Here is a 13,941-nt window from a genome sequence, read left to right as displayed (position 1 = left end):
TCTAGTAAAATGGTTACACATAAATAGAACTATCGCTCCTCACAAACAGCATCTAACATAGATTAAACTATAGTATAGATCAAGAACTGAGGGCTGAGACGATGACTAAGATACAGATCCCTGTGGATCAGATGACACATACGGTTGGACTGTTTAAATTAGGACACGGGCACTTGCAGCAAATTCTGGCTAGATTAAACGGCCAACTTACTCCCTTACTCGGGGGTTTTGAAGGCGAGACAGCTGAGCGTTTTGCTCACCTATACCGTTATGCGGAGAAAAACCTGAATACCACCCTGGAGTTGCTCCACACGATATCCCTTCGTCTGGAACAGATTCGTGATCGCTTTGTGGATACCGATTCGACTATGGTTAATATCTCTGCGCTTCTCGATTATCAGGCAAACCCGGGTACACCCCGTACCAATGATCTGGTATGCGGCCCCAATGATCCACCTCCTAAACGAAGTGTCGAAGAACATGTGAATGCCTTCTTCAATCAGGCTGGGGAGAATGCAGTAGCAATTGGTGATTCTGTCCTACAACTAGGCAAAGATTTCATCGAACATCCTCTGGATACCGCGGGGGACCTTTTGTATGATAATACCATTGGTACCATTACGGACATAGGTAATGGAATCGCATTTACTTGGAACTATGCTTGGGATAACGGAGATACCCGAGAACAGGCAGAGAAGCAAATTGCAGCTGAGTTCAATAAAATGAAGCACGAAGGCGGAGCAGAATACGCTGCAAATATCACAACTTCCATGCTCCTTGGAGTTTTCGGGAGAAAAGTTGGAATAAAGTCAATCGATGGCAGACAGCATCATTCGCCTCATACCGATTCGAGTGGAGGAGATAGTAAGAATGCAGAGCATAATAAAGACGAAAAACATGCTCAATATGGAGAAGACTTAGGTAAAATGGGAACCTATGTGGAGAATCCAAGTATTCAAGTCAACTGGAGCGAGTTTGCTGAACATGGATTGGCAAGAATGGAAAAACGCGGTGTGACTCAGGATATGGTTGATAATTGGGTAAAAACCGGAAAATCGCTATCCCAAAATGAAGGCGCTAAATATGCCTTTGTAACAAGAGAAGGTGTAGCTATCGTTAGCAAGGAGGGCAAATTAGTTACTACATGGGGTAAAAATAATTTTGATGAAGGCATGTTAGAAATCGTTGAAAAACTATATGGTGAATAAGAGGTGATACACATTTTAGTCAAAAGAATAATAGACGAATGGGATCCCATTGATCTATTTCCCTACGCTCCTGAGGATGAATATGAGGAAGAAATAAAGCAAATTGAAGATTGTATTGTTAACAGCAGTTTGGAAAAAGACAACTTAGGTAAAGAAATATATGAGATGTTCAGGAGAAGATTTGGGAGCGACATATTCACTCAAAGTCTAGAATCATGTATAAATATAGCAAACAAAATTCTTAATGCTTCTCATGATAACTAAACAAACTTTACGTACCCATTTTGTAGAATCTAATTCGAGTATGAACAAATGAAATAAAAAAAGAAAGAGGCAGTTCGTTAACCAGTAGAGAAGGTTGGACGTACCAGTCCATTCAAGAGAACATTACGACTTAAAACGTATTTTGGGAAAAGATACAATGAAATTTGCGAAATGGGTATTGAGGCTATACCAAACCCTAAATGATCATATAGAGAATTGGTTCAATTTAGAGAATAAAATGCCGATTTCCCCTGATCTTGACTAAGTATTACGACTAAAACTTAGGTAAATAAAAGACTGTCTATGATCAATACAATCATAGGCAGTCCTTTCAACGCTGAGAGTATATCTATTTAATCAACTTAGCATCACCAAGAACAATATCAATTTGCTCTCCTTTATCTAAAGCTGCTTCAAAGACAATCTGAAGTTTTAAAACACCTGTAACATCAACATTAATGCTTTCAGGCATGTCTCCGCCCTTCATTTCATCTTTTCTAAATAATTCTTCTCCATCACCTTTTATCACTAAGGAACCTGAATTTTTAGAATTACGTGTGTAATCATCAATTCCGATATATCCAGTCAACTTTTTATATGCACCATTTAAGTTGTAATCTACAGATACTATTTCCTCATCGTTGTAAAACGAATAACTATCTAGTATAGCACCCATCCCATGTAAATATTTTTGATTAGCTATAGTGAATTTTAAACCTTCAGGATTTTTCCAATTTTTAAAATAAACACTATCTACTTTACCATCAATTCTAGCATAAGAAACCTCGTCTAAATATTTAAATGTTCCAGCTTTAGTACCGAATGAAGCTGTCTTACTTTTACCATCATACGCGAAGGATTCCCCCATGGTTTGAGCTGCTGTTTTGGCAGGTACGTACAAATTACCGTTATACACGATTGATTGGGCTGTGTACCCCGTTGAACATCATTTTAACGTTCTCCATAACTACACTAATCTTAGTATTGGTTCCTGCAAAGGCTGTTGCTCCTGTTAATAATGAACCTAGTAATACACCTACAACCAATCCTTTGACCTTGTCTTTCATGTCTTCTCTCCTTTTTAGAAATATTAGTGAAATTGATAAGCGTTCCAATAATACCCAAAAAGGAGGTGGTTGTATATAGTATTGTTGTTAGATGAGACTCTCTTTTACGCCAATTCCCATCTCTTAAAACGTTAAGCCATATTTCGGGCTTAACTTCATCCTCCTATTCAAGGAGTTCCTTCGTTTTTTTAAATCAAGAAACTCCCCGCTCCAGCTCCGCAAACTCAATCCGATTACGCCCATTCTGCTTCGCCTGGTACAGAGCCTTATCTACCGTAGCGAACAGCTGAGTCAAATACCCCTCGGGATTATCCGGTACATGCTCAACTTCAAAATCCTCAATGGAGAGTATCCCAATACTGATCGTAATGGCCACCTGCCCAATCTCATGATTCACCATCATGTGGTTGGACTCTACAGATAACCTCACGCGTTCCGCTATTTTCTGAGCTAACTGGCGTTCGGTGTGCGGCAGATAGATCATGAATTCCTCTCCACCATAGCGGGTTAGAATATCGGTACCCCGAATGGATTGTTTAATTGCCTGAGCCGTACGGTACAGCACTTCATCCCCAATGACATGACCATAGCGGTCATTAATCGCTTTGAAGTAATCGATATCCAGGAGCAGGAGTGAAAACGGGGTCTTATAATGAACATTCGTAATCACCTCGTGCGTCAACTGCTGTGTCAGATAACGGCGATTGTAACAGTCGGTCAAACTGTCCGTAAGGGCCAGCTCCTCCAGTTTACGATTGGCCTCGGATAACTCCTGCCGAATGCGATCCAGGGCATGGTTGCGTTCCTGAAGCATTTCATTCTGCCGGTTCATTTCCTTTACATAGTAGCGCTCTTGCGAGACATCCTGAAGCGTAAGGATATAACCAATAGGCAGCTGGAACGTATCAACGATTGGAGACGTTTGGAGTATGAAATGACGCTCGATGTCACGCTCCACGATAACTTCTATCTGAGACAACTTATTTTCTTTTTTCTTATACTGATCCAGAAACGGCTGGCTGCTGCCGCCCTCTACGCGAACAGACCCCAGAAACGCCTCCATATCAAAACAATCCCCGACATGCAAATCCATAACGGATTTTGAGGCCTTGTTAGCTTCAATAATGGTATCATTCTCATCCAATACAAGGATGCCATATGGAATCGTATTAATTACATCCTCATGGGCGATAGAAACCAGATCGAAGACATTGTACCGCTTAATGACATAGACAAAAAATAAATCCGACAGAAAAATCCCCAGCGAAGTCAGTCCGGGAATAATGAATGGTATCCATGCTCTCAAAACCACATTTAAAAGGGCATCGATTGCCGCGAAAATAGCCAGCACGAATATGCCCCACAGCGTAATTTTCACCTGTTTTTTAATCGTTGGAGATTTATCGGAGGCACGAAGTGCCCCGAACAAAATAAAGAGGGAAGCCACAAAATAGCTTACGAGAACAATCATTACAAACCAGAACCATGGTCCATATGCCCGTTCGACATAACCTCCCTCCAAAGGGGTTACAAACCAATTGAGCGGGTTTATCATCACTCCTACGGCTGCAACAATTGCTGGAGTAAACAGCAGGAAGGATCTTTTTTTACCTAATCGATCAGCATATCCTGTGATAAAGATGGTCAACAGAAGCCAACCACTCCCAAGCAGTGAGACGGCGACGAAAGATAGGGTCACATAAAATAACTGCCAACCTGGATTATCCGACAACACGATGGCAAATTGACAGAAGGGCCAGAGCATCATCAAACCATGAAATAAAAAGTAAACCTTATGTAAATTCGTAATTCTAGCGGTAGCGAAAACATAGACGTATACACCAAACAACAGGACGAATAAAAAAAGATCATACCATACTAATGGGCTCACAAATCTTCTCCTTCTTGGTTGCGACTACTACGATATCATTGAGCTAGGCCGTTTCGTAACCCTTAAGTGATGCTCCATTAAAACTATAACTGCTATTCCTCTACAAAAACTTCTGGTTAAATTAACCATATCTTATCACACAGCTAAAAGGGTGAGTAGGCCATACAATGGAAATACAGCCAAGCACTGATTTATTTTTGCAACTATTTTTGCCGATTTGTGAATGGTTTTGAACGTTTAGCATAGAAAAACACAAGGCAATCTCCCCGCCCGTTACCGAGCGGCATTGAGTTGTGCCTAAGCTTGCGCCAGCGGCAGGTTATCCGAGAATAAATCCGGATTCTCCTTAAGCATATCTGTGATGATCTCTGCCACCTTGGCCGCATCACACACTCTTACGACTGCATCGCCAAGCTTTCCTTGACGAATCGCCCCCTTACGCTCCAGCACTTCATCTACTTTCCAAAAATGTTCTGACCACGATAACCCACAATGCCTGCGGGAAGGCACCGAAATCTCTGTTCCATCAGGCAGTATGGTAACTAACTGCTCATGCTCATCCGTTAACCGTCCCGGAATATCCACCCATTCTTCAACGCCATGGATAAACGTGTTTCGTTTCAGGTCAACGCCGACCAGGAGAATGGTCGCTTTACGATCGAGCAGCTTCCCCCAGGCCGATCCTCTCGCACAGGGTGTGTCATATAGGTGATCGTCCTTGGTGAAAGTCTCTGCATCAAAGCCCTTTGCTGCAACTGAATGTGTAGGGTGCCATGACCGCACCACGCCTGGCCGTTTACGGAAAAGCTCGGGTAAGATCCCAACACAGCACGGCGAGGATTCCACGTGGAACATCGGGTTACTCGCATTGATGGTGGACCATGTATGCGTTGGCAGCACCAGCAGTCCATCCTTCATATAGTCAGTAAAGGCATCCAACACGGTGTCTGCTCCACCTTCGACCTCCCCCAAACTTTTCATCGAAGAGTGCACGAGCAGCGTGCCTTGTCCGTCAATGCCAAGCTCGTGCAGTTGATCAAGCAAGCTTTCTTGAGTATGCATGGTTAATGGATAACCTCCTTTGGGCTATTATAGCAAAATAAAGCGAGCTCTCAGGTAGACGGAGCCCCCTCCTGAGATTGACACTAACATGGATTGCAGTTTGCCACACCTTCTGTCTCACTGCATGACAAAGGGCCGAGGGAAATCCCCCGGCCGCTAGGCATAATGGATATGAGTCCAATTACAATAAATTATTCCACGCTTATTTAATGATAACATACTCCAGGTTAACCAGCTTCGCGTACGTTACAATCTGATCTGTAGTCAGGTTCAAGGATACAACCGTATGGTGACCACCACCATTTTCAATCCACGCTTTCACTCCATCCTGGAAGTTCGGCTTCACGCTCCACAATACACGTGCTACCGGCAGGTTAGGTGCTGGAACAGTTGGTTCAAAAGCAGATACTTCGTTGATCAGCAGTTTGTAATGGGTACCGAAGTCTGCCATGGATACCACGACACCTTCTCCTGCTTTACCATCGAATACAAGACGTGCCGGATCTTCACGATCGCCAATGCCCAGTGGGGACACGATAATTCTCGGTTTCGTGCTGGCAAGTGTCGGATCTACTTCAAGCATGTGAGATTGCAGGATAGCTTCCTGTCCGGCAGCCATCTCGTATGTGTAATCTTCCATGAAGCCTGTGTTCTCGTTATGGGCCATGATTTTCAGCAAGCGATCCAGCGCAGCCGTTTTCCAGTCACCCTCACCGGCAAATCCGTACCCTTGAGCCATCAGGCGCTGCACAGCCAGACCCGGAAGTTGTTTCATGCCATGCAGATCTTCGAAGTTTGTAGTGAAGGCACTGTATCCACCTTCGTCCAGGAAACGTTTGATCGCAATTTCATAACTCGCTTGTACACGTACGCTGGCTTCCCAAGCTTCCTTGCTGTTCGTGCCATAATCGAATTCGTAGAGGTCTCCATACTGAGCGATCAAATCATCGATTTCCTGCTCTGTTACAGCGTTCACGTATTGAACGAGGTCGCCAATGCCGAAGTAATCAACGGTCCATCCGAATTGGATCTGTGCTTCCACTTTATCACCTTCGGTTACGCCCACGTTGCGCATGTTATCACCGAAGCGCGCTACTTTGATGTTAAAGCTTTCATTATAAGCTACCGCTACGTCCATCCAGTCTGCAACCTGCTGTTGCACTTCTGGGCGCTCCCAGTAGCCAACAACGATTTTATTTTGTTTTCTCAGACGGGCATTAATGAAACCATATTCGCGGTCACCATGTGCCGCTTGGTTCAAGTTCATGAAGTCCATATCGATGGTTGCCCAAGGAATGCTTTCGTTGAATTGGGTTGCCAAGTGCAGCAAAGGTTTTTGCAGCAATTTCGTACCACGAATCCACATTTTCGCCGGAGAGAACGTATGCATCCATGTGATGACACCTGCGACTTCATCGCGATAGTTGACTTCTTTCATGATACTCGTGATTTTATCTGCGCTTACGGCCAGATCCTGCAATACGAGTGGGTATGGAAGAACGCCGCTTGCATTCAGAGCATCCGTGATTTTCTGTGCATTGGCTTTTACCTCGCCCAGTGCTTCTTCACCATAGAGATGCTGCGAACCAACGACAAACCAAAATTCTTTAGCTGCTGTTGCTGACATGTAATCATCTTCTTTCCTATATAGTTTGTTTAACTCCATTACACTTGATCACTCCAACTGCAGTACTATCTTACGATCGCTGGTTATCCCCGGATTTTTTTTATTCCCTTTTTTAAAGGGAAAATCCTGTGATAAACGCGAACGCTTCGCTTCTCCAGATTGGTTCTGCACTCTCCGTTATCGTGTAAATCTTAAATCCTAATATAGATCACTCAGTAACCAGAACAATCTTCAAATCGCTGTTTTCTGCTCGTATTATTTCTGTCCGTAATACGCATCTTTTCCGTGTTTTCGCAGATAGTGTTTATCCAAAATGCCTTGTGGCAGTTCTTTTGCAAAGTTATTCAATTGCCGCGCGTACAGGTTCATTTTGCACACTTCCTCCAGCACGACACTGTTCACCACCGCAGACTTGGCATCTTTCCCCCACGTAAACGGTGCATGACCATGGAGTAATACTGCTGGAACTGCCATAACATCAATGCCACGCTGTTCAAACGTTTCAATAATGACGCGTCCTGTCTCCGCTTCGTATCCGCGATCCACCTCGTCCTGGTTCAGGAAACGTGCACAAGGCACCGCCCCATAGAACGTGTCCGCATGTGTCGTTCCCATCACAGGTACGTCCAGTCCGGCTTGCGCCCAGATGGTCGCCCATGTGGAGTGTGTGTGCACGATGCCGCCAATCTCCGAGTAATGCTTATATAGTACGGCATGTGTTGCGGTATCCGAGGAAGGCCTCATCTCACCCTCCACCACGTTACCGTCCAGATCGACCACAACCATGTCGCTTGCTTTCATCGTATCGTAGCTGACGCCACTTGGTTTGATTACGAACAGACCGCTTTCCCGATCGATTGCACTGACGTTACCCCACGTGAATTTTACAAGTCCATGCTTTGGCAGTTCCAGATTCGCCTGGAATACCTCTTCTTTCAATTGTTCTAACATGTTATTCCCTCCCGTTCTCTACCAAATGGTCGACAGCCGCCTGCTCAATGGCCAAGCCCCTCCGGTAGCGTTCGATAAATGCTTCAAACCCTTTGACATCTGATGGATCCGGGGCAACCTCTTCCCCAGCAACTTCGCTAAAGACTTTCTGCTCCAGGAACACATCCAGACTCTCCTGCTCATCCTTGTTGATCATGTACGAAGCGAGAAGCGCCATGCCCCAGGCTCCGCCTTCACCCGCTGTGGACATGACGGATACCGGTACATTCATGGCGGCGGCTACGATTCGCTGTCCGACGACTGGCGTTTTGAACAATCCACCATGGGCCAAAATGCTGTCGATGGCAACATGCTCGTTCTTCGTCAAAATATCCATCCCGATCTTCAGCGCGCCGAATGCAGTAAATAGATGCGTGCGCATAAAGTTCGCCAGGTTGAAGCGGCTTTCCGGTGAGCGGACGAACAATGGACGGCCTTTGTCGATCCCCGTAATGTTCTCGCCGGAGTAATATCCGTAGCTCAGAAGGCCACCACCATCCGGGTCTGCTTCAAGCGCTTTGTTAAACAGGACACTGAACAGCTTGCCGTTGTCAGCTTCGTATCCCATTGCTTCAGAGAATTCACGGAACAATCCGATCCAGGCGTTGATGTCGCTGGAGCAGTTGTTGGCATGCACCATGCCCACCGGACTGCCATCTGGCGTCGTGACCATGTCGATCTCGGGATACACTTTGGACAGCTCATTCTCCAGCACAATCATGGCAAAAACAGACGTGCCAACTGATATATTGCCTGTGCGTTTTCTGACGCTGTTCGTTGCGACCATACCTGTCCCGGCATCGCCTTCCGGCGGACATAGCGGAATGCCTGCTTGCAGGTCTCCTGCAGGGTCGAGCAGCTTCGCTCCTGCCTCCGTTAATGCACCTGCTTGCTCGCCAGCGAGATGTACCTTCGGAAGAAGGTCCTCTACTTTCCATGGAAAACCTTTATCTGCGATCAACTCATCGAACTGCCCAATCATGGATGGGTGATAGTTATGTGTAGATTCGTCAATTGGGAAAATGCCCGAAGCGTCACCAATCCCGATCGCTTTATTGCCGGTCAACAACCAGTGAATATATCCTGCCAGGGTGGTCAGGTGATCGATGTGAGGCACATGCTCCTCTTCGTTTAAAATCGCTTGGTACAAGTGCGCAATACTCCAGCGTTCCGGAATGTTGAATTGAAGGAGATCCGTCAGCTTTCTGGCAGCAACCCCCGTGGTTGCGTTACGCCACGTCCGGAACGGTACCAGCAGTTCACCCTTGCGATCCAATGCAACATATCCGTGCATCATGGCTGAAAATCCGATTGAACCGATAGTTTGCAGCGTGATGCCGTATTTCTGTTCCACATCCTGCTTCATCTCGCGATATGCCGTTTGCATGCCTGCAATAATATCCTCTTGGTTGTATGTCCAATATCCGTCTTTCAGGAGATTCTCCCACTCATAACTCCCGGATGCGATCGTGTCGAAACGTTCGTTAATCAATACCGCTTTGATCCGTGTCGATCCGAATTCGATGCCAAGTGAAGTGGTTCCCTTCGCAATCGCCTCTTTCGTCTCCTCATGACTCATAACCATGGTTGTCCCCTCTCTGATCGCAGTTTTATGTCCGAAGGCTGATCGTTATGTTGAAGCTCCAAAACTGCAGTGACTTTATGATGAATTCATGAATTCGTATAAAAATGTTTCCTGCTGTTACGTCCCTCATGTGAGAGAAAAGTAACAATCCTATTTAAGAAGGCGCTTTCCTTTTCTGACAGCCTTAGTATATTTTTTGTACGTACATTTGTCAATAATATATAATAGTTATACTTACAATAAACACGATATTGCCTATTACTGTGCTAATCATCACTTGATTATAGGTATGCTGTAGGGTACAGTTTCATGTAATCAGTCCGGAATTGTACGGTTCTTTTCGAAAAATATGCAGTTTCATTTTCATTGAAACAGAATCATGATAAAATATGTGCGTACAACTATTTGAACAATACCGTTTCTATAGATGAGTAATGATGAAAGAAGTGGATTACGTGAAGCCAAAATACCAGGTCATTATTGACGATATAAAGAGCCATATCCTTTCGGGGACATATAATGTAGGCGAACAGATTCCGACGGAGTCCGCTCTGCAGGAGAGTTACAACGTGAGCCGCCAGACGGTTCGGAAGGCCATTTTGGAGCTATCGAACGAAGGTTTTTTGAGAAGTGAAAAGGGTTCGGGCACCTATGTCAGCAATCAATACCGATCCAGAGTCGGCGGAAGTACGATGAAAAAAACGATCGGTGTTATCACAACGTACATCTCCGATTACATCTTCCCCTCGATCATTCGCGGCATTGAGAGCCGATTGAATGAAGATAATTATTCGTTGCTGTTGGCCAGCACCAATAATGATGTGGCACAAGAAAAAAAGGCGCTGGAAATGATGCTCTCCTATGGCGTCGATGGCCTGATTGTGGAGCCGACCAAGAGCAATCTGTACAACCCCAACATTGCGTACTATCTGTCGTTTAAGGAGCAGGATGTCCCGTTCACCATGATCAATGCCTTTTACGAAGAGCTGGAGGTTCCCTTCTTCTGTCTGGATGACGTGCAGTCCAGTTATCTTGCCACCCGGGAACTCATTGCCAAAGGACACACCCAGATTGGGCTTATTGCAAAAATGGATGATTTACAAGGAAAGTACCGGATGAAGGGGTACATCAAAGCGTTAGGCGAAGCCAAACTACGGTTTCATCCCGAGCAGGTGCTTTCGTTCGATACAGCGTCGAAGCCGGATCTGTCCACCAATGTGGAAACGTTTCTGAACGAAAACAGGGAGGCGCTAACTGCCATTGTGTGCTATAACGACGAGGTTGGGCTGGAAGTCGTTCATGCTTGCCGGAGACTAAGCATATCCATTCCGGATGAGTTATCCATTATTGGACAGGACAATTCATACATCGCCAAGAATGCCAACATTCAACTCACGACACTAACCCATCCCCAGGAGCAAATGGGCCGCGACGCCGCCGACTGGGTCATCAAGAAGCTGCAAGGCAAAAAGGATCTGCACACCAATACCTATTACCAGCCTGTCCTGATTGAGGGCGAAACGGTGAAGGAGATTGAAGTGGAATAACAGAGTCGTAGATGCGCGGTATTAACGTAAATTTATTTCGCCATGCACAAAGAAGGCCGTTGATTTTATCTACGGCCTTTTTTGTCCTTTATAAAGAGCGAGGTAATTAAATAATTAACTATTTTCTAAATTTTTCTTCTCAATCCGAATTTATTCCGACTGATCCACTTCATCATTTTCCAAACTTACAATCACACCGTTCCTCTCCAAGTTTTCCACAACCTGCTCAGCATGCTCATTCAGTGGGTTGTTGGCCAAATATACCTCAGTTAGATGAGGAATGGTTTCGAGCACTGCAATATCCTGGATAAGGTTATTTTCCAGATAAAGATGTTCTAATGTTGGATGGTTCTTTAACGGTGTCAAATCCTGAATTTTATTATGGTCCATAATAATCCATTCAAGATTTGTCTTCTGGAGAGGTCTTAGGTCCGATACTTGATTGCCGCTTGCAAGCAAACTTGTAAGATTGCGTAAATTTTTTAACGGTTCCAGACTTTTGATATGGTTATCGCTAATCAATAAACTCTCCAGTTTACTTAATCCTGAGAGTGGAGATAAATCTGTAATTTGATTCCCATCTAAAGCCAAGAAATTTATTTTTTTCAGCTTGGTGAGTGGTTTTATATTTTTGATGTTATGACCGGGCAGAACTAACTCCGCTATGTTAACCGCATATTCAAGCCCTTGGAGATTAGAAATCTTACTTTTTGCATCCATAGCGTACAAGGATTTTAATTTTTTCAAATCGCTTGCCTTTAGTTCTTTTTTAGCCGACAGCTTCAGATCTGCTCGAATGATTTTTGCCAAAACTGGATCTTTGATAACCGATGCTGCCAAAATTGTTGTTGTCGGTAATAATAAAAGAACCAAACAAAATACGATGATACTTTTTGCGAATTGATTAGGCATAGGAATCTCCTTAAAATTAGTTTCTCAAACTTCATATCTTTCGCTGATACTTGCAGATCTTCATTGCTTTGTTCATCACTAAGGTCATTACTTACTTCACTTTTTCTTAGTCCGTTTGTTTTTGGTGAACCTAATTATGTACGATTCATCGCTATCTCCTTACATGATTTAATAATAAAAATATACCATGATCTGGAATGTAATACATTAAATAAATTGCTTTTCATAATTGAAGAAATCCCTGTCTCCTTTCGATACAGCATTTCGGTATAACCAAAACTCTACTTGTTTAAGGTATTTGATCATATAACGTACCCAAAATGTAATATAGCCGTACGGTCTACTATCCCGTACGGCTATAACTCGATGTATTCTACTTTCGTAATTCAGATAGACTAGTTCCAGATCTCTTCGGCAATTTCCTTAATGAACGCCAGCTTGCGCCATTGCTGTTCCTCTGTCAGATGGTTGCCTTCCTCCGTGGAAGCAAAGCCGCATTGTGGACTCAGGCAGATTCGGTTCAGATCAACGTATTGCTTCGCTTCCTCAATCCGCTTCAGAATGTCTTCCTTGTTTTCCAGCTCACCGAATTTGGAAGAGAACAGACCCAGAACGACCTGCTGATTATCCTTCAGGAAACGAAGCGGTTTGAAATCACCTGCCCGTTCGGTATCAAACTCCAGATAAAAGCCGGAGTAGTTATCAATACTTAGAAGGGTTTGTGCAATTGGCTCGTAACCCCCACCTACACCGGCAAATGTCGAAACATAATTACCACGGCAGACATGTGTCGTTACCACGAGGTCTTCCGGCAGGCCGGATACAACGGCTTCATTCAGCTTCGCAAGCTCGTTGGCGTACTCAGCTACATTCACACCAATCTGCTCCATGAACGCCATGAACTGCTCATCGCATAGCGCTCCCCACGTGCAGTCGTCAATTTGAATACTGCGGCAGCCCGCTTCATAGAAAGCAAGAATAGCTGCTTTGTATGCTTGGGCAATGTCTGAAAGAAGCTCTTCCCGATTTGGATAAATGGCTTGTGTGCTTTCCTTGTTTTCCGCCCGGTCCAACTCAAACAGGAACTGCGCAGCCGCAGGGATCGATTGCCGTGCAACCACATCCTCACCTGCAATACCTTTCAGGAATGCAAAATGGGATACAAAAGGATGATTACTATAACTAATTTTGCCGGTCAAACGGGCTGTTTCCGGTCTGGACTCTGCGCCGTTGAATTGATAACCTTGGTCGATAATTGCCCGCTCTACTCCATCAAGTCCCCAGAAAAAGTCGAGATGCCACCAGGAACGGCGGAATTCTCCATCAGTTACCGCTTGAAGGCCAACCTCTTTTTGTTTCTGTACGAGCTTCACAATTTCCGCATTCTCCACTTCCTTCAACTGCTCAGCGGTGATTTCACCGTTATGAAATTGTAATCTAGCCTCTTTCAATGTGCTGGGGCGAAGAAAGCTGCCAACGACATCATATCGAAATGGGGTAACCGTACGCTGCTTAGGTTCAGTTTGAATGCTCATAGGTTAATCTCCTCGTCGTAAAAGAATTGTAGGATTAATATAGCACATCCCTCCTCTTATACTGTTCTACGAATGAGTTATAGCCGGTTATAGCTATTAACTATAGCCCATTAGATAATGAGCCAACGGAACGCTAGCTTTTCGCATTAAGAGGCTGTATCCAAACTGACCTAATTTTATATAGAGTTGACTTAAACTATGGTTTAAGTCGTATGATGTTCCTGTCGACAAAGTAAGTAACAATTTGGAGGTC

Annotated in this window: 12 protein-coding genes; 3 read left to right on the top strand and 9 right to left on the bottom strand. The window is 44.5% G+C overall.

Annotation, left to right across the window (positions count from 1 at the left end):
• Positions 1-101: 101 nt before the first annotated feature.
• Together AAIH57_RS20285 and AAIH57_RS20280 are read left to right on the top strand one after the other, a co-directional pair.
• Positions 102-1,208 (top strand): WXG100 family type VII secretion target, encoded by a 1,107-nt coding sequence (locus AAIH57_RS20285; RefSeq protein WP_430022784.1) that lies wholly within the window; start codon positions 102-104, stop codon positions 1,206-1,208.
• 3 nt (positions 1,209-1,211) lie between these two features.
• Positions 1,212-1,472, top strand: a complete 261-nt coding sequence (locus tag AAIH57_RS20280) for a DUF1871 family protein (protein ID WP_430022783.1) — start codon at positions 1,212-1,214, stop codon at positions 1,470-1,472.
• 349 nt (positions 1,473-1,821) lie between these two features.
• Here the strand turns inward: AAIH57_RS20280 and AAIH57_RS20275 are convergent, their stop codons facing one another.
• From AAIH57_RS20275 to AAIH57_RS20245, 7 genes are all read right to left on the bottom strand, one after another.
• Positions 1,822-2,340 (bottom strand): NPCBM/NEW2 domain-containing protein, encoded by a 519-nt coding sequence (locus AAIH57_RS20275; protein WP_430022782.1) that lies wholly within the window; start codon positions 2,338-2,340, stop codon positions 1,822-1,824.
• Positions 2,341-2,380: 40 nt separating this feature from the next.
• The gene (locus tag AAIH57_RS20270) at positions 2,381-2,539 is read right to left on the bottom strand and encodes a hypothetical protein (RefSeq protein ID WP_430022781.1); all 159 of its coding nucleotides are present in this window, start codon (positions 2,537-2,539) and stop codon (positions 2,381-2,383) included.
• A 193-nt stretch (positions 2,540-2,732) separates the two neighbouring features.
• Entirely contained in the window at positions 2,733-4,430 is a 1,698-nt protein-coding gene (locus tag AAIH57_RS20265) for a diguanylate cyclase (protein ID WP_430022780.1), read from the bottom strand.
• A gap of 297 nt (positions 4,431-4,727) precedes the next feature.
• On the bottom strand, positions 4,728-5,492 hold the full coding sequence (locus tag AAIH57_RS20260; RefSeq protein ID WP_430022779.1) for an AAC(3) family N-acetyltransferase: 765 nt from the start codon (positions 5,490-5,492) through the stop codon (positions 4,728-4,730).
• A 202-nt stretch (positions 5,493-5,694) separates the two neighbouring features.
• Entirely contained in the window at positions 5,695-7,119 is a 1,425-nt protein-coding gene (gene araA, locus AAIH57_RS20255; RefSeq protein WP_430022778.1) for an L-arabinose isomerase, read from the bottom strand.
• Between the two features lie 255 nt (positions 7,120-7,374).
• A complete protein-coding gene (locus AAIH57_RS20250) occupies positions 7,375-8,070 on the bottom strand; it encodes an L-ribulose-5-phosphate 4-epimerase (RefSeq protein ID WP_036611813.1) in 696 nt (231 codons plus the stop codon).
• A 1-nt stretch (position 8,071) separates the two neighbouring features.
• A complete protein-coding gene (locus AAIH57_RS20245) occupies positions 8,072-9,688 on the bottom strand; it encodes a xylulokinase (RefSeq protein ID WP_430023105.1) in 1,617 nt (538 codons plus the stop codon).
• A gap of 461 nt (positions 9,689-10,149) precedes the next feature.
• Here AAIH57_RS20245 and AAIH57_RS20240 point away from each other — a divergent pair, with 461 nt between their 5' ends.
• Complete coding sequence (locus AAIH57_RS20240; RefSeq protein ID WP_430022777.1) at positions 10,150-11,241, top strand: GntR family transcriptional regulator; 1,092 nt, start codon at positions 10,150-10,152, stop codon at positions 11,239-11,241.
• A gap of 150 nt (positions 11,242-11,391) precedes the next feature.
• Here AAIH57_RS20240 and AAIH57_RS20235 read toward each other — a convergent pair whose 3' ends face one another.
• Entirely contained in the window at positions 11,392-12,153 is a 762-nt protein-coding gene (locus tag AAIH57_RS20235; protein WP_430022776.1) for a leucine-rich repeat domain-containing protein, read from the bottom strand.
• Positions 12,154-12,548: 395 nt separating this feature from the next.
• Positions 12,549-13,688, bottom strand: a complete 1,140-nt coding sequence (locus tag AAIH57_RS20230; RefSeq protein WP_430022775.1) for a 5-methyltetrahydropteroyltriglutamate--homocysteine S-methyltransferase — start codon at positions 13,686-13,688, stop codon at positions 12,549-12,551.
• Between the last annotated feature and the right edge of the window lie 253 nt (positions 13,689-13,941).

It is taken from the genome of Paenibacillus sp. MABNR03, assembly GCF_050455445.1.
Classification (GTDB): Bacteria; Bacillota; Bacilli; order Paenibacillales; family Paenibacillaceae; genus Paenibacillus; species Paenibacillus xylanilyticus.
The sequence above is the reverse complement of the archived record's forward strand: the minus strand, read 5'-3'. Positions and strand labels throughout refer to the sequence as shown.